The 22,947-nt window shown below is 71.8% G+C and carries 16 protein-coding genes; 11 read left to right on the top strand and 5 right to left on the bottom strand.

All coding sequences use genetic code 11. The features are described 5' to 3' along the window. Positions 1-6 precede the first annotated feature (6 nt). The 3 genes from ACZ61E_RS05955 to ACZ61E_RS05945 are packed head-to-tail and all read left to right on the top strand — an operon-like array spanning position 7 to position 4,359. Entirely contained in the window at positions 7-909 is a 903-nt protein-coding gene (locus ACZ61E_RS05955) for a hypothetical protein (protein WP_469697893.1), read from the top strand. A gap of 4 nt (positions 910-913) precedes the next feature. Further along, entirely contained in the window at positions 914-1,990 is a 1,077-nt protein-coding gene (locus tag ACZ61E_RS05950) for a hypothetical protein (RefSeq protein WP_469697891.1), read from the top strand. 26 nt (positions 1,991-2,016) lie between these two features. Beyond that, the gene (locus ACZ61E_RS05945; RefSeq protein ID WP_469697889.1) at positions 2,017-4,359 is read left to right on the top strand and encodes a hypothetical protein; all 2,343 of its coding nucleotides are present in this window, start codon (positions 2,017-2,019) and stop codon (positions 4,357-4,359) included. Here ACZ61E_RS05945 and ACZ61E_RS05940 read toward each other — a convergent pair. Genes ACZ61E_RS05940 through ACZ61E_RS05930 form a run of 3 tightly spaced genes read right to left on the bottom strand, consistent with a single transcriptional unit; the run spans position 4,331 to position 9,451 of the window. Further along, entirely contained in the window at positions 4,331-5,332 is a 1,002-nt protein-coding gene (locus tag ACZ61E_RS05940; RefSeq protein ID WP_469697887.1) for a hypothetical protein, read from the bottom strand. The two genes, ACZ61E_RS05945 and ACZ61E_RS05940, sit on opposite strands and share 29 nt — an antisense overlap. A gap of 41 nt (positions 5,333-5,373) precedes the next feature. Then, positions 5,374-9,159 carry an FxSxx-COOH system tetratricopeptide repeat protein gene (gene fxsT, locus ACZ61E_RS05935; protein WP_469697885.1) on the bottom strand — a complete coding sequence of 1,262 codons (3,786 nt, stop codon included), beginning with the start codon at positions 9,157-9,159 and terminating at the stop codon, positions 5,374-5,376. A 43-nt stretch (positions 9,160-9,202) separates the two neighbouring features. Beyond that, positions 9,203-9,451, bottom strand: a complete 249-nt coding sequence (locus tag ACZ61E_RS05930; protein ID WP_469697883.1) for a hypothetical protein — start codon at positions 9,449-9,451, stop codon at positions 9,203-9,205. A gap of 256 nt (positions 9,452-9,707) precedes the next feature. Between ACZ61E_RS05930 and ACZ61E_RS05925 the strand changes: the two genes are divergently transcribed. After that, on the top strand, positions 9,708-11,048 hold the full coding sequence (locus ACZ61E_RS05925) for an HEXXH motif domain-containing protein (protein WP_469697881.1): 1,341 nt from the start codon (positions 9,708-9,710) through the stop codon (positions 11,046-11,048). 49 nt (positions 11,049-11,097) lie between these two features. On the opposite strand, the gene ACZ61E_RS05920 is transcribed toward ACZ61E_RS05925, so the two are convergent. Further along, complete coding sequence (locus tag ACZ61E_RS05920) at positions 11,098-11,808, bottom strand: beta-glucanase (protein ID WP_469697879.1); 711 nt, start codon at positions 11,806-11,808, stop codon at positions 11,098-11,100. Positions 11,809-12,010: 202 nt separating this feature from the next. Here ACZ61E_RS05920 and ACZ61E_RS05915 point away from each other — a divergent pair, with 202 nt between their 5' ends. The 7 genes from ACZ61E_RS05915 (at position 12,011) to ACZ61E_RS05885 (ending at position 21,325) form a co-directional block, all read left to right on the top strand. Then, the gene (locus ACZ61E_RS05915) at positions 12,011-12,811 is read left to right on the top strand and encodes a CoA transferase subunit A (RefSeq protein WP_469697877.1); all 801 of its coding nucleotides are present in this window, start codon (positions 12,011-12,013) and stop codon (positions 12,809-12,811) included. Then, entirely contained in the window at positions 12,795-13,466 is a 672-nt protein-coding gene (locus ACZ61E_RS05910) for a CoA transferase subunit B (RefSeq protein WP_469697875.1), read from the top strand. Before ACZ61E_RS05915 ends, ACZ61E_RS05910 begins: the two co-directional genes overlap by 17 nt. Before the next feature lie 507 nt (positions 13,467-13,973). Then, a complete protein-coding gene (locus ACZ61E_RS05905) occupies positions 13,974-15,275 on the top strand; it encodes an extracellular catalytic domain type 1 short-chain-length polyhydroxyalkanoate depolymerase (RefSeq protein WP_469697983.1) in 1,302 nt (433 codons plus the stop codon). 67 nt (positions 15,276-15,342) lie between these two features. Continuing rightward, positions 15,343-16,803, top strand: a complete 1,461-nt coding sequence (locus ACZ61E_RS05900; protein WP_469697874.1) for a 3-hydroxybutyrate oligomer hydrolase family protein — start codon at positions 15,343-15,345, stop codon at positions 16,801-16,803. 152 nt (positions 16,804-16,955) lie between these two features. Beyond that, on the top strand, positions 16,956-17,753 hold the full coding sequence (locus tag ACZ61E_RS05895; RefSeq protein WP_469697872.1) for a 3-hydroxybutyrate dehydrogenase: 798 nt from the start codon (positions 16,956-16,958) through the stop codon (positions 17,751-17,753). 96 nt (positions 17,754-17,849) lie between these two features. Further along, the gene (locus ACZ61E_RS05890) at positions 17,850-19,337 is read left to right on the top strand and encodes an MFS transporter (protein WP_469697870.1); all 1,488 of its coding nucleotides are present in this window, start codon (positions 17,850-17,852) and stop codon (positions 19,335-19,337) included. Positions 19,338-19,402: 65 nt separating this feature from the next. Continuing rightward, complete coding sequence (locus ACZ61E_RS05885) at positions 19,403-21,325, top strand: helix-turn-helix domain-containing protein (RefSeq protein WP_469697868.1); 1,923 nt, start codon at positions 19,403-19,405, stop codon at positions 21,323-21,325. On the opposite strand, the gene ACZ61E_RS05880 is transcribed toward ACZ61E_RS05885, so the two are convergent. After that, positions 21,322-22,824, bottom strand: coding sequence for a phosphoesterase (locus ACZ61E_RS05880; RefSeq protein ID WP_469697867.1), 1,503 nt, complete (start codon positions 22,822-22,824; stop codon positions 21,322-21,324). The genes ACZ61E_RS05885 and ACZ61E_RS05880 overlap by 4 nt on opposite strands. Between the last annotated feature and the right edge of the window lie 123 nt (positions 22,825-22,947).

Here is a 22,947-nt window from a genome sequence, read left to right as displayed (position 1 = left end):
GGAGCGATGGACCGGGTGGGGGTGGGTCTGGCCGCCTTGGGATGCGTGGTGGTGTGGGTGGTCGTGGTTCCGTCCGTGGCGTTCGCGGACCAGAAGCAGGACGACGCACGGGCCGTCTACTGCCTCGACCCCGCCCGGGGCGCGGACATGGTGCGCGCGGCGGTGCAGTTGGATCTGGCGAAGCCGGTGACCGGTGATCCGGACCGTCTGATCCCGCGCCCGAACCGGATACGGACCCTGACCGTCGAGCAGTGGTACGACCGCCACCCGGAGGACTTCGGGCGGGTCTGCGAGGCCGTGATGGCGGCCCGCCCCGACGCGCCGGCCCAGGCGAAGGACGAGGGCGGCGGCGGTGTCCGGGACTCGGTGCTGCTGGCCGCACTGGGTGTGGTGTTCACGCTGTTCGTCCAGTTCGTGGAGCGCGGCACCTCGCGCCGCAGGGAGCGGCTCACGGCGCTGACCGGCGCGTCCGGCACCTTCTCCTACGAGGCGGAGGCCTATCTCGCCGCCTGGCGGGAGAACACCCGTACTCCGCACGGTGACGTGGCCGCCGCCCGCGCCGCGTTGGCGGCGGCGCTGCGCGGACTCGGGCTGCCGGGTACGCGGGGCAGTACCGCCGACGACCTGGGCAGGGCCCTTCCGCTGGCCGATCCGCTGGAAGCGGTCGACGCCAAGTCGGCGGGCGGTGCGCGGCCGTGGAGCGCGGACGAGCGGGCGGCCGAGATCGGGCGCGTCCGGGCGGAGTTGAGCACGACGGCGACCGGGGCCCGGGAGCTGATGTCCTGGGGCCCTGTCTGGCACGTCCGCCGGTACGTCCGCCGGGCCCGCTCCTCGCGGCCCCGGACACCGCCCCCGGTCGCCGCGCCGCCGGACCACCAGCCGCGCCGCGGCCCGGCCACGGGGGCCTGACCGCATGACGACCAGCCCGTTGCCCTGCAATCTCTTCGGCGTCCCGACCGGGGGCGCCGGACCGTGGCAGAGGTACGCGCCCCTCGCCCCCTGGCTGTTCGAGGGGCATTCCGACCTCTGGGCGCCGGTGGACCACGTGGCGCAGTTGCTGGAGAAATTCCAGGTGCAGGGCCCGAGCCCGTGGGATCTCGTGGATGTTGAATTCAGCCCCGGCCATCTCGTTATCGTCAGCGGTGCCAAGAAAACGGGCAAGACAAGTCTGATCCACCACTGTGTGCACGATCTGGCCGTCCGTCTCCAGGAATGTGTCATTGCTCGCGACGGGCTCGGTGATGAGGACCCGGGGACGGTCGAGAAATGGCGTACCAGAAATCGCCCGACCAGTTCCTTCGTGGTGGTTCTGGATGGATACCGGAACAAAAGGGAATCCTTTGGCCGAGGGCGGATCGACGGTACCGGTGAGCTGTTCGAGCCCATCGACGCGCAGATCCTGGAGCGTGTCGTCGAAACCCTGAGGGAGCTACCGGAGTGGGACCGGGCGGAACGCGAGTCAATACTTACCGTGGATCCTTCCAAGCCCTACAGTGGATATCACCGGCTGAAAACAATCCTGAAAAGTGTCAACCGGTCCGCTCTGATCGTCGTGCCGCATGTCCCATGGGCGCACACCGAATTGTCCATTAGGTTCATAAATGAGTGCTACGAGATCGCGACCCGTGGACTCGTGGTGTTCCTGGAGGTGTCGCAGATCGACTTCGCCCCGCTGCTGCACGCGGCGCTGGGCGAGAGGCCGGAAGCGGTGACCCATCTGGAGATGGGGCCGCTGGAGAAAGAGGACTGGACCACCTATATCCGCCACCGGCTGACCGTGGACGGCATACCGGCTCCGGTCGTGTCCGTGGCGGACGAGGTCATCGACACGGCGCCGTCATCACCGATCAAAACCATCGGGGACATGCAGACACATCTCTACGAGATCGCCCAGCTGGCTCGCAGGGAATACAACGACAGGATCGACACGGAAGTCGTACGCCGGCACTTCGACGAGTTGACGCCGCCGGATGTCCAACGCCGTTACTGACCGTCTCACCAGGGAGGAGCACCGCAGTGAGTCAGATCGACAGCAATCCCGGCAGAACCAATCCATTTCGGGGCAGCACCAGCGTCCAGCTGGAAGGCTTCGACGACACCACCACCGTCGGTAACGACTCCCCGAGGAAACGGATTCACATCCCGGGCGGTCCCTGGCCGCATTTACGGGAGCATCTCACCGACTATTTCGAGTCGGCGGAGAACGGCCGAGTCCGAGGTCGTGTCATGGCCCTGGTCGGCGGTTACGGACTGGGCAAGAGCCATATCGCCGAGAAACTCATCGGCACGGTCCGGGAGAGAGGGACTTCCCAGCCCATCTGGGTGATCGGGCAGCCCTTCACCGACATGGGGTCCGTCTACCGCAACCGGATCATGCATCCGCGCGACGACTTCAACGCCCGCGCCGAACTCGAACGAGCGGTGACCGACTACCACTCCGACGTGGTGGCGGACCTCCTGGACCGGGACGAGTCGCTCCTCCTGAGCGAGCAGGAGCGCGACTACGTACGGGGACTGCGCGAACGCCGGATCGACCCGCAGAAGATCGCCCAGACCTACGACCTGGACCAGGAGCTGATCCAGCGGCGGCTGCGGGAACACCTCAAGGGAGTGACCGACCACCGCGCCTTCGCCACCGCGCTGGCCCTGCTGCTGCGCAGACCCTTCAACAGCGACGTGTGGGACTGGCTGTCGGGTGAGCGGCCCGCGCAGTCGCTGCGGGACCGGGGCATCACCGGCGCGATCGACGGCATCCAGATGACGTTCGACGCCCTCGCCGTCTTCAGCTTCGTCTACGGGCAGGTCGGGAAACCGTACGTACTCGTGCTGGACGACTTCGAGAAGGTGTACACCTGGCGGCGCAAGGAGCGCATGCTCTTCATCAACGCCTTCGAGATGCTGGTCAACTGCTATGTCAACGAAGGCGGTCTGCTCGTCTTCTGCATCCAGCCGGACTCCTGGGGCAAGCTCCCGCCGTCCCTGCACGAACGGGTGTCGCCGTTCTGGCTGAACAACTGGAACGCGCGGCGGACCGAGGAACTCATCAGCGCCTATGTGAGCGGTCCCTCCCCACGGGCGGACGCCGCGGCCCCTGATCCGCCCTTCGCGCCCTTCACCCGCCCCGCCGTGGGCGAGGTGGCCGTCATCTCCGACGGCGTCCCGCGCAGAGCGCTGCGCATCTGTGAGAGCGCCTGGAACGCGGCGCTCGGGCCGCACGGCGAGCCGGTGTCCATCGACAGCCGGATCGTCCACCGGGCGGTGCGCGCCGACTACGAGACACGCTCCACGGAGGAGGTCTACAGCCTCCTCGACAAGGCGCTCACCGAGGAGCAGTGGGGCCGCGCCGCCGGGCCGGAGGGGCTGAACGAGTCCGTCATCGGCAGCCACGGGCACGCGCCGTACTGGGTACGGGTCGCGGCCGCCTCCTGGATCGCCATCGTGCCGGTGGGTTCCGTCCTCGGTGACGACGACGTCGAGGCCATCCGCCGCGTCACCGACACCGTGCGCGACGTCTTCCGGTCCAGCCACTGCGAGGTCCTCATCGTGGTGAACGGGCAGGTGTCACGCACCATGCGGGACCGCGTCACGGCCGTGACGGACACCGTCCCGCTGGCCGTGGGGGAGCGGCGGTTCGCCCGTGACCTCACCCTCGGTGTCGCCAAGCTCGCCGACCGGCTCCGGACCAGCAGCCGTGACGCCCAGCTGGAGCGGGTACGCGACCGGCTCGACACCATCACCGCCCAGCAGTCCGACATCATGCGGCGGCTCGACAGCGTCGAGGTCGGCATCACCCGGCACCAGCACGCGAGCGCGGTCACGGCGGCCCCCAGCCCCGAACTCCCGCTGCCCGACACCGTCCAGCCCTACTTCACCGCCGCGTTCGCCGGCGTGGACCGGCTGCTCGACGGCTCCGGCGAACCGTCCCCCGATCTCGGGGTCGACGGCAGCGGCATGGCCGCACCCGGCGGGCGCCCGCACCGCATGGACTTCAGCCCCCGGCGGATGGAACTCCTGGGCACCGCCGCCCACGCCCGCAACCTCATCAAGGCGTTCCAGCGGTCCCTCGCCGACTGGTGGCGCACCGTCGGCGGTGACGAGGGCGGCCCCATCGACCGTGAACAGCACCAGAGCCTCTTCGTCATCTGCCGCAGCTTCGAGATCTCCATCGAGGTGCTGCCCCCGCTGAGCCCGGCCGGATCAGCCGAAGAGAGCCCCGGCGGCCCGTACCGTACGGGGTCCTGGGAGGAGCCGGCCGTGCCGTACGACAGCGATCCGGCGGAACTGCTGCCCGCGCTGGCGGGCGACGTGCTGCGCTCGATGCGCGCCGTCGTCAGGAGCCGGCTGCCGAGATCCCCCTGACCAGCTCGCGCAGCCGGGCCTCCGCGTTGGCCACCTCGAACTGGTCCAGCGTGACACCGAGGACGAAGTCCCCCTCGCCCCGGCCCAGCCAGTGGACGTAGACGGCGCCCTCCTGCACGTCCAGTACCAGCCGGGTGAGCCCCGACAGGCCGATCGACCGCAGCGGCTCGGCCAGGCCGGCCACCGTCGGGCGGAGACGGAAGGCGATGTCGTGGTACATCGCGCGCTTGGCCGCGGCCACGACGCCCACCAGATGGGGACTGATCTGCCGGTCGCCGAGAGCGTCACCCGCGCACACCAGCGCCCAGTCGCGGTAGTACGCCGCGTACTGGAGGTCGTGCCGGTTGACCAGCGTCCGCCAGTCGCGCCGCAGCGCCGACACCAGCGCCTGGTCCGCCGTCCGGTCCGCCTCGAAGTTGATGTCCTGGGGGCCGTCCAGCGCCCGCAGCGGCCGGTTCTTGTCACCGCCCATGTGCTCGTCCGGCTGGTGCAGGACCTCCTCACGGATCTCCGCGACCGTGTCGTTCATCATCCAGTCCAGCCCGTCCACCCCCTCGTCCGCCAGGGTGACGGAGACCAGGTGCTGGCCGCCCTTGAGCCGTCCGTAGTGCATCGCCCCGCCGGAGGTGACGGCCAGCACCCGCATCAGATAGCCGGTCTCCAGCCGGTCCAGTGTCGTACTGAAGTCCGCCACGCAGCGCAGCAGTTGGCGGCCCGGCCGGCCCTCCGTCTCCACCTCCTCGTCCCACGGCAGGCCGCCGGCGGCGGGGAACGGGTCCGCGCCCGCGGGCCGCACCGCGAAATCCACGATGTTGTTGCTGAAGTGCGCGATGCCCCGGAACAGGGGCGTCTTGCGGGCCGCGGCCAGACACCGCCGGGCGAACTCGTCGTAGGCGTCGTCGGTCCAGTGGTCCGCCTTCAGCAACTCGGCACGGGTCCGCGCCGATTCGTCGAGACCGGCCTGTTCCGTCATGTCCACTCCGTTCCCCTCCCCGGGCCCGCCGCCCGCCGATGTCACACGCCGGGCAGTTCCATGTCGATGTCCCCGCGCCGCCGCGCCATCTCCGGAGTCCGCGGCCCGCCCCTCAGCTCCGCCTCGGTGATGGCCAGATTGTCCGCCGCGACGGCCCGGTACGGATGCCGGGCCATCTCCAGCCTGTCGTAGCCGTCACGGGCGAACTTCTCCAGCGCCGCCGCCTCGTCCAGCCGGCCGGTCTCGAAGAGCGCGCCTGCGACGCCCACGGCCGCCGCCATGACCCAGGGGTGGCCACCGCCCATCCGCTCCCGCAGTGCCGACTGCGCGGCGGTACCGATCTCCAGCGCGGACGCGTGCCGCCCGGCGTACCGCAGATGGACCCCGAGCCGCACCCGGCAGAGCTGCGCGAACGGATGGGCGGCGCCCAGAGTGCCCTCGACACGCGTCAGACAGCGCTCGGTCTCGGCCACCGCCTCATCGAACTCACCCAGCACACAGAGATCCACCGCCAGACTGAACCGGCAGCGCAGCGTGGCCAGATGAACCTCACCGAGCCTCTCCAGCGCCAGCTCCAGCACCCGCAGGTCGCGCTCCCTGGCCTCGTCGGGGCGGCCGAGCCTGCGCTCGCTCACCGCGAGACCGTTCTCGGCGTCCACCCGCAGCGGCACCCCGAGCGGGTTCGCCTGGGCCGAGGAGCGGCGCAGCATCAGCCTCTTCAGCAGGTCGAACGATTCCGCGTTCTGCCCGAGATTGCGGTGCATGGCGGCGAGGAACGGCACCAGCTCCACCACCCGGGCGCTGTCGGGCCCGTTGATCGCCCGTCGCTGGTTGTGCAGGTTCTGGAGCAGCCGCAGTGCCTTGTGGTAGTCGCCGTTCAGCGCCAGGGACAGCGCCAGCGTGTGCTCCACCAGGGCGGTCGCATCGTGCCGGGGCCCCAGCAGTTCCAGCATGCTCTGCGCGGCGCTGTCGTCCTCGGCCAGCCCGTCCGAGAAGTTGCCCACGGCCCTGAGGCCCGCCGAGTAGAGCCTGTTGGTCTGGAGCGCGCGGGGGTGGTTCGGACCGAGGAGCGCGCGGTAGCCGTGCAGGGAGGTGCGCGCGAGCCGCCCGGCGTGGCCGTACTGACCGAGCCGCCGGTGCGCCTGGGACTTCAGCGCGAGCAGTCTCAGATACTCCGGGGTCCGGCCGTCCTGCCACGAGTTGACCGCGAACTCCCCGATCCGCAGGGCCTCTTCGAGCGACACCTTGTCACCCGAGCGCACCAGGTCGTGGAGATGACCGAGCAGCCGGCCGCGCACCTGGGGGCGCGCGTCGTCCCACAGCTTCAGCGCCTCGATCTGGCGGGCCCGCCGCTCCATGTACTCCCTGGCCCGCGGGCCCTCCCTGCGTACGGCGCCGTCGGCGGCGGGCTCGTACCGGCCGACGACCTCCCGCAACTCCGCCTCCCGGCCGGCCTGCCGGGATCCCATGCGCCGCACGATGAGCTCCCGGACGACCGCGTGCATCCGTACCGGTTCGTCGGGGCGGGCGAAGTCGAAGTCGACCAGCCCGTAGCGGTTCAGCGCCCACAGGGCCACGTCGATCATCAGCGGTTCGTCGAGATGGGCGCCGTCGCCCGGCTCCCGGGCCGGACCCGACATGGGCGCGTCACCGGGTGACGGGGGTTCACGGCGGCGCCGGACCACGGCCGCCTGCATCTGGGGCGACCGCAGCAGCGGCAGGTCCGTCCCCGCGCCCGCCAGCAGGGCACACACCTCGGCCAGCCAGACCAGCGGGTCGCTGCCGCCCGCCACCCGCGACCACACATGGGCCGCCGCCGTCTCCTCCAGCGACGCGAACGCGACCTCCAGCAGAACACGCGGCAGCGGTACTTTCGGCATGTCGTGCAGCAGCCGCCGCTGATGCCGGCCGAACAGCTCGGTGAACCGCTCCACCGCCCGCCGGATCGCCTCCGTACGCATGAGGTTGTCCGTGTCGACACCGCGCGCCGTCTCCACATCCAGCCACGCGGCGGCCAGGGCCACGCTCAGCGGCAGCAGCCCGACCGTCTGGCCGACCCGGCGGGCGGCGGCCGACGGCAGGTTGGGCACCATCACCGACAGCAGCAGTTCGCTCTCCTCGGCGGTGAACGGCTCGACCACCACCGCCCCGGAGTCCGCGGCGCCGTCGGTGCCCCGTACGGTCGCCAGCACCTGGCAGTGCTCCGACGGACGGGGCAACAGCCCCCCGATCTTCTCCAGTTCGGCGGCGGTCGCGATGTCGTCGCAGATCAGCAGCCACCGTTCGTCACGATTCGCGGCCGTCCGCTGCAACTGCCTGACGGACTCGACGACATCGCCTGACCCGTCCTGGCGGAAGGCCCGGACCAGCCCGGTCAGGCCCTGGTCCAGCTCCTTCGGTGTCACGGCCCGCAGCCACCACACCACGTCGTAGCCACCGCTGAAGCGGTGGCAGAACTCCAGGGCGATCTCGCTCTTCCCGACTCCCGGACGCCCCGTCACCCGGCAGATGCCGCCGGTCCGGCCGGCCGTGGCGAGCGCCGTACGCAGCCGGTCGAGAGTCTCGTCACGCCCGACGAAGGACGCGCTGCGGGGGGCGATGTTCTGCCGTCGCGGCCGATTCGGGAAGTTGAGCCTGCGCGGTCCGGGCGCCGGCCGGCCGGCCGTCAGGTGCAGACCGCGCATCAGCGCCTCGACCGCCCCGGGCTCGGGCAGATGGCGCAGGTCGATCTGCTGGTGGTGGGAGAGCCGGCGGGGCGGTGCCTCCTGTTCCACCAGCACCAGACGGACATTGGGGTGCGAGAGGTCCGCGAGGAGGTCGCCCCGCTCGGGGCGCAGGCCCGTCGGGGAGAGCAGCAGCACCATGGCGTCGGGCGACGGGCGCTGCCCGTTGTAGGCCGCGAAGCCGAGCCTGGTGACCGCGACACCGGCCGCCGCGAGCTGCGCCTCGATCCACTCGGCCCAGGCGAGGTGGTGCGCCGCGTGGACCACGAGCGCCTGCCGGGAGCCCCCCGTGCGGCCGGAGCCGAGCGTCTCGGCGAGCTGGGTGAAGCTCGGAGCCAGCGGCCGGTCGGCCGGCACGTCCCCCTGATCGGCCGTCAGCGCCAGGGCCCGCTGGTACGTCGCGTCGTACGGGATCTCCACGTATCCGGTCCGGCCCGCGCCCCACAGCGGCTGGAAGCTCTCGCGCACCCGGTCGCGGGCCAGGCGCAGCTGGTCCTCCATCCGGGGGTCCGCCTGGAGGCCCACCCCGACGACGTCGATCAGGCGTGCGTCGGCGGCGGGGACACCGGCGGCCAGCGCCGCCGCGGCCTGGATCGACCACGAGTTGAGCGAGAAGCAGGTGACGAGGGTGTGCGGGAGATGGGCCCACCGGGTCAGCTCGTCCTCGGTCCGGAAGACCGGCGCGTCGATCAGGACCCGGTCGTACTCGCCGAAGGGGAACCCGTCGCGGCCCGGCAGCGCCTTGAGCCCGTCGAGTTCGTCGAGGGTGACCAGGCTCAGGACGGGGCTGTCGGGGCCGGGCGCGATCCGCCACCGGCGCTCGGGAGGCAGCGTGGACGGCGTTCGCGTGCTCACCGCCGGGAGGGGCACGGAAGGGGCCGCCGGGCCGGTGTCGTCGGGCTCCGCGCCGGGCGGGAGGAGCCGGCGGAGCATGTCGGCGGCCCGTACCCCCGCCCGTCTGGCGTCCAGCACCAGCACCCGTCGGCCGGAGGCGGCGAGCGTCACGGCGACACTGAGCAGGGTCGACGTCTGCCCGATATTCTCCGCCGTGGAACAGAACATGGCCACCCGCGGTCCGCGGATGTCGACATCGGCCTCGGACATCGTCGCTCCACTTCTGGCCGCAGAATCCCTCGCGCGAGCGCGTTCAGTATATGAGTTGGGAAAAGGAACGTGGCGGAATCGGGGCGCCCCGGTCCGCGGTTTTGTCGTCCGGCGTGTCCGTGCTGAGCAGGAAATCAGGCCGATCGGCGGACTCGCGGACACTGCGCAGGGCGTAGGCGAGTACGGCGCCGGGCAAATGCTCGATTTCCTCGAAAGGCAGCTCCGACAGATCCACCATCAGGGATTCCAGGTCGCCGCGCGGATCGCCGTGCGCGTCGCCGTGCTCGGTCATTGTGGATCACCCTCACCGTCCGACGGAATTCGTGGGAATGCGTCACCGAGGCGAAGAAGTGCCGGATCGGCATGGTAACGGACCGTCAGAACCCCTACCAGGGCGCTGCGGGAAATGATTGGGGCACGTTCCGTTCTCCCGTCCGCGCCCCCAGGCCAATTCGCGCCCTTGACTGTCGAACCGGGGGAGAAGAATCCTTGGCGTGCAGGGGCCGAATGATCGTCACGGGGAGAGCACAGTGCTGCACGAAGGCGGCGTGACCCTTTCCCCGTACCGCATGACCGGAGCGCTGTTCGACCGGATCGCCGCAGGCGGCGGCGGTGCCGAGGCGGTCGCGGTGTTCGCCGGCTCCGAGCACAGCAGACGGCTCGTCCTGCTGCGCGCCGTGGTGGACCGGGCCGAGGAGCGGGGCGGGGCGGCGGGAGCCGACGCGCGCCGCGCGTGGTCGCTGCTGGGCGCCGCGCGGCACGTCTCACCCGGCGTGGTGCGTGAACTCCTCTGCTACTGCGCGACGGGCCTGGGGCTGCTGCACAGTCTGCGCGCCCTCGGCGAACCGGCTCCGGCACCGGCCTCGCTGTCGCCCCTGACCGCGCTGGCCGCCGCCGCGGCGGTACGGACCGGGCTGACCGGGACGGTGGCGGTGCCCGTCAGTGGTGAGGGGGTGCTCCTGCCCTCCATGGGACTGGCCCGGTTCCGTGGCGTCCGGGACGGTGAGACGGCCCTGGTGCACGGTGGCCCGCGGGCCGCCGTGGAGGTGAACGGCCGCCGTGTGAACGTCCCGGCGCGGTACTGGGAGGACGGCGACGAGTGGCTCGGGGTGCGCCGGGCGGCGGTCCTGGGAGACGGCGGGCCGCTGCTGCTGGACGACCTCGATCCGCACGCGTTTCCCCCGGCGCGGCGCGCTCCCCGGCTGACGGAACGGCAGTTCGCGCACTGGCGGATGACGATCGGTCAGGGGCTGCGGCTGCTGGACTCCGAGCACCCGGGGACAGCCGCCGAGGTCGGGGGCGGTCTGCGCGCGCTGGTCCCGCTGCGGTCGCCCGGCCCGGCCGGCGCGAGTTGCAGCTCGGCGGAGGCGTTCGGCTGTCTGGCGCTCTCCTCGCCCGCCTCCGCCGGCGCGGTGGCGCTGGCGTTCACCCATGAGACGCAGCACAACAAACTCAGCGCGCTCCTGCATCTCTTCGACTTCTTCGCGACGGACGACCCGGCCGCCCGTTACTACGCGCCCTGGCGCGGCGACCCCCGGCCCCTCGCCGGGCTGCTCCAGGGCACGTACGCCTTCCTCGGCGTCGCCCAGTACTGGAACCGATGCCTGCGTTCGGCGAACGGACCTGACGAAGCGCGTACGGCGGAGCTGGAGTTGGCGCGCTGGCGCGATGCGGTGGGTACGGGCGTGACACAGTTGACGGCCAGTCAGGACCTCACGGCGACGGGCCGGCGCTTCGTGGCGGGTATGCGGACCGCGCTCGGTGAACTGAGCGTACGCAGGCTCCCGTCGGCGGTCGTGGCGCAGGCCGGCGACCTGGCGGCCGAGCACCGCCGTCGGTGGGTCGAGGCCAACGGGGCCGTGCCGGACGCACCGGAGCGGGCCGGCTGAGTGCGCCGGCCCACGGCCGCCGCGCGGTGTCGCGGCGGCTTGCCCCGGCTCAGGGCCGGTACACGCGGAGCCCGTTCACCTCGTAGGACATCTCCGTCGTCGTCGGTTCCGGAGGCGGGTGGTAGCGGCCCGCGCAGACCGACAGATTGACGATGAGGTGGGCCCGCCAGTTCCGGCCCACGCCGGTGCGGTCCTCGAAGGCGCGGGCGCCGTTGATGTGCCAGACGACGGAGCGGGCACCGAAGTGGATCTCGAAGTCCACCCGGGCACCCGGGCGGATCGCCGGGTCGCGGTGGTAGTGCCGGCCGCCGTTCACATGGTTCGACAGCTCCAGCAGATCCGGATTGTCCGGGTGGTACTCGAACACGTCGATCTCGTTGCCGCCGTCCAGCCATGTCCAGACCGCCGGCCACGCCCCCCGCTCGCGGGGGAGACGGACCCGGGTCTCCAGGATGTCGCCCGTGCGGACCATGAAGCCGTCGGCGCTGCCCTCGGTGGTCAACAGCCCGGTCAGCCAGGTGCCCTCGGGCATGCGTGTCGCGCGGAGGACACCGGATCGGCTGTACCCGGGGTCCGCCGTGAGGTGGTCCAGTTTGTCGTCGCCCGGGTTCACCGGGCCGCCGCCCGGATACGCCCAGGAACGGCCGGCCACCCACTGGTCCCGCGACGAGAAGTCGGCGGTGAACACCGGTCGGCCGTAAGGGGACTGAGGAGAAGGGGAGTCGGCGGACCCGTCCGCCGCACCACTGGATCCGAACATGGCGTCGATCACCTCGATCTCGCACCGCACCACCCGTCCGCGGTCCGGAACGGTCCGGGTCCAGGGCGGTGACCTTGGGATATGTACCTGCCGGGGCGGCGGGCGAAACGCCATGGAGGACCGCACAGTTGTGTGGTCCGTCGCCATGGCCGCGTACGGGAGACCCTTCCTAGTCTCGGCCGGAGTCGACGGAAGGCATCGGATGAGTGTGGACAAGGTGGTCGCCCGCGCCGCGGACGCGATCGCGGACATCTCGCGCGGATCATCGCTGGGGGTGGGCGGTTTCGGGCTCTGCGGTGTCCCCGGAGTGCTGATCGACGCGCTGCTGGCGCGCGGGACCGGCGGACTGCGGGTGGTGTCCAACAACTGCGGAGTGGACGACGGGGGTCTCGGACTGCTGCTGCGGCGCGGGCTGATCTCCCGGATGACCAGCTCCTACGTGGGGGAGAACAAGGAGTTCGCGCGCCAGTACCTCAGCGGCGAGCTGGAGGTGGAGCTGGTACCGCAGGGGACCCTCGCCGAACGGCTGCGCGCCGGCGGCTCCGGCATCCCCGCGTTCTACACCCCGGCGGGCACGGGGACCCCGGTCGCGGACGGCGGACTGGCGTGGCGTCACGGCGCCGACGGCTCCGTCGCCGTCGCGTCGCCGCCCCGCGAGACCCGTACCTTCGGCGGGCGCGAGTATCTGCTCGAAGAGGCCGTCACCACGGATTTCGCCCTGGTCAGGGCGGCGGTCGGCGACCGGCACGGCAATCTCCGGTTCCACGCCTCCGCCCGGAACTTCAACCCCCTGGTGGCCATGGCCGGACGGGTCACCGTCGCCGAGGTGGAGGAGCTGGCCGAACCGGGCGAACTCGCCCCCGACGACATCCATCTGCCCGGCGTCTTCGTCCAGCGGGTCGTTCCCGTACGGGCCGGGGACCCGGCCGCCGCGAAACGCGTCGAACGGCGCACCGTGCGCGCCCGTGAGGAAGGAACGGTGGGGCATGGCTCTGACACGTGAGGGGATGGCCGCCCGCGCCGCCCGCGAGCTGCGCGACGGCGAGTACGTCAATCTCGGCATCGGTCTGCCGACACTGATCCCGGAGCATCTGCCCGACGGTGTCGAGGTGGTCCTCCAGTCCGAGAACGGCGTCCTGGGCACCGGCCCGTACCCGTACGAGCACGAGGTGGACCCGGACCTGGTCAACGCGGGCAAGGAGACGGTGACGGTCCTGCCCGGCGCCTCGTACTTCGACTCCGCGCTCTCCTTCGCGATGATCCGCGGCGGACACATCGACGTCGCCGTGCTCGGCGCCATGCAGGTCTCCGCCTCGGGCGATCTCGCGAACTGGGTGATCCCCGGCAGGATGGTCAAGGGGATGGGCGGGGCGATGGACCTGGTGCACGGCGCCCGGCGGGTGATCGTGCTCATGGAGCACACCGCGAAGGACGGATCGCCGAAACTCCTGCCGGAGTGCACCCTGCCGCTCACCGGCTCGGCCGTGGTGCACCGGGTGATCACCGATCTCGCCGTGCTCGACATCACCGCGGACGGCTTCCTGCTGCGGGAACTCGCACCGGGGGTGACGGTGGATCAGGTACGGGCCGCCACCGGCGCGGATCTGACACCCGCCCTGTCGGCGGGGGCCGGACGGCCGGCCGCGGACACCGCTTAGGCCGTGTCTGACAAATCCCGCCTGGCCCGCGGCGCCTGGTACGGCACCTCGCCGCGTTGTCGGACCCGGCCGAGTACGCCCGGTACAAGTCCGATCCTCCGCCTCGCGATGCACCGCACCAGCCGCCGCGAGCCCCGCCCTACGGGCGGACGCCGCCATTTGTCAGACACGGCTTAGCAGCGCGGCGCCCATCCCGCAACAGGTGGTGACGCCCTTGTGGGGGGCGGGTTGTGGAGCACCGACACATTCCGGGGCGGGCGGGACGCTTCCTACGGTGACCGCACCCCACTGGAGGTCACGTTGTCCCACACACCGCTTTCCGAACCGACCCGGTCCGTCACACGGCCCCCCACCCGGCGCGGGCGGCTGCGCCGCGTCCTCGCGCGCGCCGCGGCCGTCCTCGCCCTGGCGACCGGCGTCGCGCTGCTCCCGCCCGCGCCCGAGGCGCGGGCGGCCGTCACCCTGGAGCGGGTGGCGAGCTTCGGCGCCAATCCCGGCGCCCTGAACATGTACGTCTACCGGCCCGCGTCCCTGCCCGCCGGCGCGCCCGTCGTGGTCGCGCTGCACGGCTGTACGCAGTCCGCCCAGATCTACGCGGACAACTCGGGCCTGACGACCTTCGCCGACCGCCAGGGCTTCCTGCTGGTCCTCGCCGAGACGACATCGGTCAACAACGCGAACAAGTGCTTCAACTGGTTCCAGGCCGCCGACATCCGGCGCGGCCAGGGCGAGGCCGCGTCCATCCGGCAGATGGTCGCGCACGCGGTCTCCGCCTACGGCGCCGACGCGGGGCGCGTCAATGTCACCGGACTCTCCGCCGGCGGCGCCATGACGGCGGTCATGCTCGCCGCCTACCCCGACGTCTTCAAGGCCGGCGCGGTGATGGCCGGAATCCCGTACGAGTGCGCCACGGACGTCCTGGCGGCGTTCACCTGCATGAGCCCCGGCGTGGACCGTACGCCCCAGGACTGGGCGCAGCGCGTACGGAACGGCCATCCCGGACACACCGGCCCGTGGCCGAGGGTGTCGGTGTGGCAGGGCGACAACGACCCCACCGTCGTCCCGAGGAACGCCGACGAACTGCGCGACCAGTGGACCCAGGTGCACGGCCTGGACCAGACCCCGGACCGCAGCTCCACCATCGGCGCCAACAACACCCGCAGGGACGAGTACCTGGCCGGTGACGGCACCGTCGCCGTGGAGGTCAACAAGGTCCCGAACATCGGACACGGCACCCCGGTCGACCCCGGCACCGGCGCCGAGCAGTGCGGCGCGACCGGCACCGCGAACTTCATCGACTCCATCTGCTCCAGCTACTGGGTGACCCGCTTCTTCGGGCTCGACACGACCGCACCCGGTCCCGGCCAACTCCCCGCGCCCACCGGACTGCGGGCCACGGGTACGACCGCTTCCGCCATCTCCCTCGCCTGGGAGCCGGTGGCCGGCGCGACCGGCTACGCCGTCTACCGGGGCGGTACGCGCCTGGCCCAGCCGACCGACACCCGCTACACCGACAGCGGTCTGAGCGCCGGGACCACACACGCGTACAGCGTGGCCGCCCGCGGCGCGGACGGAACCGAGGGCGCGCGCTCGGCACAGATCACCGCCGGCACCGGAGGTACGGCGGCGGCCTGCTGGACCGCGAGCAACTACGACCACGTGCGCGCCGGGCGGGCGACCACCAGCGGCGGCTACGTCTACGCCAAGGGTTCGAACCAGAACATGGGCCTCAACAACACGTTCGTCATCCGCACGCTGAAGGAGTCACCGACGGGTTACTACGTCCTCGCCGACGCCCGCTGCCCCTGACGGGCGGGTAGCGTCCCGCAGCCCCGCACGTGCCGCGTGCCGTGTCCTCGTATCGGAGTGATGGCCCATGCCACTTGTCCCACAGCACATCCCACCCGTCCCACCCGGCGCTCCCGCCGGCCGAACCCGGTCCCGGTGGATCCGCGCCGCCTGTCTCGCCGCCGCGGCCCTGATGGCGATCGGCGCCGCCCCGGCGGCCTCGCCCCCCGCCGCCGACACCGGCCGGCCCGGCCACTGCGCCGGGGCGGACACCCTCGTCGTCCCCGGCGCCGAACACCAAGAGGCCGCCTGTCTGGCCGAGTTGACGACCGCCGGGACCGTCGCCTCGGGCCACACCGACGAGTCCGACTGGGCGGGACTCACCCCGAAGGACCTCGCCACCCCGAGCGGTGTCCCGGGCATCCAGCTCGACGGCTACTTCCCCGACTCCTCCACCACCAACACCAGTCACGGCTGGAACCACGACTCGCAGTTCGTGATCCGGCTGCCGGACCGCTGGAACGGCGGCCTCGTGATCGCCGGATCACCCGGTGTCCGCAAGCAGTACGCCAACGACCGGGCCTTCGGCGACTGGGTACTCGCCCGCGGCTACGCCTACGCCGCCACCGACAAGGGCAACACCGGCGCCGCCTTCCACCGCGACGGCTCCGCGCCCGGCGACGCCCTCGCCGAGTGGAACCGCCGGGTCACCCAACTCACCCTCGCCGCCCGTGAGGTGGCCGCCCAGCGCTATCAGCGGCCGGTGACCCGCACCCTCGCGATGGGCATGTCCAACGGCGGCTACCTCGTACGGTGGCAGCTGGAGAACCGTCCCGAGCTGTACGACGGCGGAGTCGACTGGGAAGGCACCCTCTGGCGTACGGAGGACCCGAACCCCCTCACCTTCCTGCCGCCCGCCCTCCGCGCCTACCCCGACTACGCGGCCGGCGGGCCGGGAGCCCCCGCCGCACACCGGAAGATCGTGAAGGCCGGATTCCCGGCCGGCTCCGAATTCCTCTGGCCCTACCACTACCAGTACTACTGGGACCTCACCCAGCGCATCTACCGCGAGGAGGTCGACCCCGGTTACGACGGTGACACCGAGGCCGGGACACCCTTCTGCGCGCCGGGAACCCCCGCCTGTGACGCCGACTACGACTACGCGTCCCGGCCGGACACCGTCCGCGACGCCATCGGGAAGATCCGGCTGACCGGCCGGATCGGCAAACCGCTGATCAGCTTCCACGGCACACTCGACGTACTGCTGCCGATCTCCAAGACCTCCGACACCTACGCCCGGATGGTGCGCGAGAAGGGCCGGGGCGCGCTGCACCGGTACTACCGGGTCGAGGGCGGCACCCACGTCGACTCGCTCTACGACAGCTTCCCCGACCGGCTCCGCCCGCTGGTGCCGTGCCACCGCTCGGCCACCACCGCCCTGGAACGCTGGCTGGACGACGGCAGGCGCCCGCCGCCGAGCCGGACGCTCCCCCCGCCCGAGGGGGCGGATCCGGCCACGCTGCTCACCCGGTGCCCCCTCGGCGGGTAGCCGAGGACGACCGGGCGGGCCGGGAGGAGTCACACAGCGTGACAATGTGCTGCTCCCGGCAAGCCCTGTGGTGGGCGACACCACCCGACCGGCATCCACTGTGGTGAACCGTCACATGGGATGTCGGTTCAGGTGTCTCTACCGTTCCGGCCATGAAGAGCCCAAGTCACGCAGGCCCCGATCCCTCCGCGCCGAGCGCGGGGGGACGGGCGCTCAACGGCCGCACCGCCCTGGTGACCGGTGCCGGCAGCGGCATCGGACGGGCCTGCGCCGAGGCGCTGGCCGAAGCCGGCGCCCTCGTCCACATCGTCGACCGCGACGCCGACGCGGCCAAGGCCGTCGCCGCCGACACCGGGGGCGTGAGCCACACCGTGGACCTCGCCGACACCGGCGCGATCGACCGGCTCCCCGCCGACGTGGACATCCTCGTCAACAACGCCGGACTCCAGCACGTCTCGGCCATCGAGGACTTCCCGCCCGACCGGTTCGAGCTGATGCAGAAGGTGATGCTCACCGCCCCGTTCCTGCTGATACGGCACTGCCTGCCGCACATGTACGCGGGCGGCTGGGGCCGCGTCGTCAACATCTCCAGCATGCACGGACTGCGCGCCAGCCCCTTCAAGTCCGCCTACGTCGCCGCCAAGCACGGCCTGGAGGGACTGAGCAAGGTGACCGCGCTCGAAGGCGCGCGGCACGGGGTGACCAGCAACTGCGTCAACCCCGGTTATGTCCGCACCCCGCTCGTGGAAGGACAGATCGCCGCCCAGGCCGCCGCACACGGGATCTCCCCGGACGAAGTCGTCACCGACGTACTGCTGGACCGCTCCGCCATCAAGCGCCTGATCGAACCGGCGGAGGTGGCGGCGGTCTGCCTCTGGCTCTGCGGCCCCGACACCGGCTACATCACCGGCTCCTCCCTCCCCGTCGACGGCGGCTGGGGCGCCGGCTGACCCACCCGGCGCCCCCACCCGCCACCAGAGAACTCCGCTCCCGCCCAGCCCCGCACCCCCGTCCCTGCCCGCCCAACGAAACGCGGTGACTCCACCATGAGCGTCCCCAGCTCCACACAACCACCCCGACGGGCCAACATCGGCCGGATCGTCGCGGCCAGCCTCGTCGGCACCACCATCGAGTGGTACGACTTCTTCCTCTACGGCTCCGCCGCCGCACTGGTCTTCAACACCCTGTTCTTCCCCAGCAGCGACCCGCTCGTCGGCACGCTCCTCGCCTTCCTCACCTACGCCGTCGGCTTCGCCGCCCGCCCGCTCGGCGGCATCGTCTTCGGCCACTACGGGGACAAGATAGGCCGCAAGAAACTCCTGGTGTTCAGCCTGCTGCTGATGGGCGGCGCCACCTTCGCGATGGGCCTGCTCCCCACCCACGCGACCATCGGTGTCGGCGCGCCGATCCTGCTCACCGTGCTGCGGCTCGTCCAGGGCTTCGCGCTCGGCGGCGAGTGGGGCGGCGCGATCCTCATCGTCTCCGAGCACGGCGGCGACAAGCGGCGCGGCTTCTGGGCCTCCTGGCCGCAGGCGGGCGCGCCCGGCGGCAACCTGCTGGCCACCGGCGTCCTGGCGCTGCTCGCCGCCGTCCAGTCCGACGAGGCGTTCCTCGCGTGGGGCTGGCGCATCCCGTTCCTGCTCTCCGGTGTGCTGGTCGTGATCGGCCTGTGGATCCGGATCTCGGTCGAGGAGTCGCCGGTCTTCCTGGAGGCGCAGCAGAAGGCGGCCGACGAGGCCGCCGAGGCGGCCCGCAGGGCGGAGACGGCCGGGGGAGCCAAGAGCACCGTCGCCGCGGTCACCGAGGACGCGCCCGTCGTCCAGGTGTTCCGCAAGAGCTGGCGCGAGGTGCTGGTCGCGATCGGCACCCGGTTCGGCGAGAACGTCTCGTACTACATCCTCACCGCCTTCGTCCTCGTCTACGTCACCGTCCACCTCGAACTGCCCAAGAGCGACGCCCTCAACGCGGTCCTGATCGGCTCGGCGGTCCACTTCGTCACCATCCCGCTCTGGGGCGCCCTCTCCGACCGGCTCGGCCGCCGCCCGGTCACCCAGATCGGCGCGATCGGCATGGTCGGCTGGGCGTACGCCTTCTTCGCCCTCCTGGACACCGAGTCGTTCCCGGTCATCACCCTCGCCGTCACGGTGGGCCTGCTGTTCCACGGGGCGATGTACGGGCCGCAGGCGGCCTTCATCTCCGAGATGTTCGACACGAAGGTCCGCTACTCCGGCGCCTCCATGGGCTCCCAGCTCGCCTCGATCATCGGCGGCGCGCTCGCCCCCCTCATCGCGGTCGAACTGCTCAAGGACTACGACTCGTCCGTGCCGGTGTCCATCTACCTCAGCGCCGCCGCGCTCGTCACCGTCCTGACCGTCCTGGTGGCCAAGGAGACCAGGGGCCGCGACCTGACCAAGGACGGGCTGGCCGGCTCCGTACCGCCGCCCGCCGGGAACCCGGGCGCGAACCCCGCCCAGGGCCCCGCGGCGGACCGTACCGGCAACGGCGCCAAGGACTCTGCCCGGCTCGGCGGCTGACCCGCGGCCCCGGACCGGGGCCGTCCCCGCCGTCGCACCCGTGCCCGCCTGGAGGTGATCACCGTATGCTCGCCGACGTGACAGCTCCAGGCACCCGGCACTCCGTGGCTGCCCTGCGCCGGCTCCTCGACCTGCTGGCGCGGGGCGCGCCCACCGAGGAGTTCGCCCGCCCCGCCGCCGAGGCCCGCGAAGCCGGTGTGCGGGGCGGTGAACTGGCCGCGATCAACGACGCCACCGATGTCGCCCTGCGCATCAGGAGGACCCTGAGCCAGCACCGGCGCCGCGAGGCGCAGCTCACCGCGCTGTTCGACACCGCGAGCGACCTGGCCGCGCTGCGCGACCTGGACGCCGTGCTGCGCGCCATCGTCCACCGGGCCAAGCTGCTGCTCGGCACGGACGTCACCTATCTCTCCCTCAACGACGAACTCGCCGGCGACACCTACATGCGCGTCACCGACGGGTCCGTGGCCGCCGCGTTCCAGCAGGTGCGGCTCGGGATGGGCGAGGGCCTCGGCGGACTCGTCGCACAGACCGCCCGCCCGTACGCCACCGGCGACTACCAGCGCGACACCCGCTTCAACCACACCGCCACCATCGACAGCGCCGTACTCGACGAGGGCCTGCGCGCGATCCTCGGGGTGCCGCTGCGCGTCGGCGCCCGCATCATCGGCGTGCTGTACGCGGCCGACCGCGCGCCCCGCGAGTTCGCCGCCGAAGAGGTCGCCCTGCTCTCCTCGCTGGCCGACCACGCCGCCATCGCCATCGACGGCGCGCGGCTCCTGGAGGAGACCCGCGCCGCGCTGGTCGACCTCAACTCCGCCTCGGAGACGATCAGAACGCACAGCGGGCAGATGCGCCGCGCCGAGGAGGCGCACGACCAGCTCACCGACCTCGTGCTGCGCGGCGGCGGAGCCGACGACGTGGCCGCGGCCATCGCCGACATCCTCGACGGCGGGATCCTCATCCACGACGCGGACGGCGCCGAACTCGCCCGTGCCCGAGCCGAGTCACTGGCGCCGCCGACCCCCGCGGTCGCCGCTTCCAGGGCGAGCGGCCGGGCCGTCCCGCTGAACGGCACCTGGGTCTGCGCGGTCCTCGCCGGCCCCGAACTCCTCGGCAGCATCGCCCTCACCGGGCGCGGCGACCTCGCGGACGTCGACCGGCTGCTGTTCGAACGCGCGGCGGTCGTCACGGCCCTGCTCCTGCTGCTGCGCCGCTCGGTCGCCGAGGCGGAGGACCGGGTACGCGGCGAACTCCTGGGTGACCTGCTGTCGCGTTCCGGCGACCCCGGCGCCCTGTCGGCGCGGGCCCGGCGGCTGGGTGTCGACCTGGCCCGCCGGCACTGCGTCTTCGTCGCGGACGGCGAGACGGCCGACCGGCACCGCCTGCTCGCCGTCGCCGCCAGGAGCGCCCAGGCCGGCAACGGTCTGGCCGGACTCCACCAGGGACAGGTGGTGTTGGTCGCGCCGACCGACACGCCCGGCCCCAGCGCGCGCAGGCTGGCCGCCGAACTCGGCCAGGCACTCGGCTCCCCGGTCACCGTCGGCGCCGCCGGCCCGGCCGCCGGCCCCGCCGAACTGCCCACCGCCCACGGCGAGGCGTGCCGCTGCCTCTCCGCCCTGCGCGTCCTCGGCCACACCGGGCACGGCGGCGCCACCGACGACCTCGGCTTCGTGGGCGTACTCCTCGGCGAGCGGGCGGACCTGGGCGGTTACGTCCGCGCCACGCTCGGCCCCGTGCTCGACTACGACGCCGAGCGAGGCACCGACCTCGTGGGGACGCTCGACGCGTACTTCGCCGAGGGGGCGAGCCTCACCCGCACCAAGACGGCGCTGCACGTCCATGTGAACACGGTCGTGCAGCGCCTCGAACGGGTCGGCCGGCTCCTCGGCCCGGACTGGAACTCCCCGGCCCGCACACTGGAGATCCAACTCGCCCTGCGGCTCCACGCGCTGACGCGGAGCCCGGACCCACCACCGGCCGGCTAACGGACCTTGACGAAGACCGGGTTCGAGTAGAACCAGAGGTCGTCCCAGGGGCTTTCGAGACCGTCCGCGAGCGGCTCGGCCTCGTCCGTGCCGGTGCCGCGGACCCGGGCGTAGAGGTCACCGTCCACATCACGCAGGGTGTGCTTGACGACGTACTCGTCGCCCTGCTTGCGCCAGTCCCGCCTGCCGAACCGGGCCACGACCTTCGTGGTGGGGTTGGTGTCGGAGTCGCGGTCGTCGCTCCCGCCGGTGATCCTTCCGACGATCAGGTCGACGCGGCGCACCTCGGGCCGGTCGCCGTTGGCGTTCTCGCCGTCCAGCGGACGGAAGCGGATCTCGATCTCGACATCCGTGCGGCCCCGGTTGGTGACCGTGACCGTCTCGCCCACGGACGCCACGTTGCCGCGGTTGCCGGCGGTGACGTCCAGGGTCCGGATGAGGTCGCCGGTGCCGACCCAGATCCGGCCGTTGCGCAGACCGTCCATGATGTCGCCGTAGTCCTGCCGCGCCAGCACGTGGGTCTTGCTGTACTCGCCCGGCCAGAAGTCGGAGCCGCCGCGCGTCCAGTGCACGTGCGAGTCGGACGTCGCGGTGATCCACCAGCGCCGGCCCTCGCCGAGCAGCGCGTCCCACAGACCGCCGACACGTGCGGTCATCTGGTCGAAGCCGCCGTGCGTCGGGTAGTTGCCGTACCCGCCGCGCGCGCCGCCGTTCAGCGGACCCGCCTGGTGGCCGGGAGCGCCCTCGAAGCCGACGTAGATCTCGGGCGCGGCGTCGTTGCCGTCACGGAACTCGCGCGGCGTGTCCTGACCGTAGACACCCAGACCGGGCGCCGAGCGGGAGGCGTGGTGGGCGATCACCAGCGGCTTGCGGCGCATGTCCTTCGCCGCCTTCAGGAACTCCACCATCTTGGCCTCGGTGTCGCGGCCGGGGTCGGTGGGGAAGGCGTCGTACTTGGCGAAGCGCTGCTCCAGCTCGAACAGCTGCCGGGCCTCGTCGGCGTGGTGCGGGATCATCAGCGTGTGGTGGTCGAGCGCCGGGGCGTCGAACTCCATGCCCCAGAACTGGAGCACCTCGGGTACGAGCACCCGCGAGCGCAGCAGGTCGGGGTACGCCTGCTCCAGGTTGACCTTCGAGTGCGTCGGACCACCGTGGTCGGTGCACATCGCCCAGCTCAGACCGAAGTTCTTCGCCATGATCGCGTTGGTGACGATCGGGTAGACCGCGTCGTCGCCCTTCTTGAACACGGGCGGGTTCTTCGTCGTGTCGAAGGAGCCGCTGTACTCCGAGTGCACGTGGTGGTCACCGGCGCGCCAGCGCCTGCGGGAGTCGCCCGGGCCGCCCGGCTTGCGGCGGTCGTCGTCCTCGTCGCCGAAGGCGGCGCCGGCGCCCACCAGCGGGGCCGCCGCGGCGAGGGTCGCGCCGACGCCCGCGAACTTGACGAGCCGGCGGCGGGAGAGGGCGGAGTTCTCGGGGTCCTCGGTGTTCCTGTCCTTCACGGTTGAAGCCTTTCGTTCAACTTCCGGCGCGGGGGGTGCCAACCGCAGAGTCTCGGAGGGCAAACCGAACGCCGGGTGAACGGAGGTCAGGTCCGTCGAGAACAGGGAACGCTGTCTGATACG

Source organism: Streptomyces sp. NPDC104581 (assembly GCF_055583685.1).
This window is presented reverse-complemented; position numbering and strand designations above follow the sequence as displayed.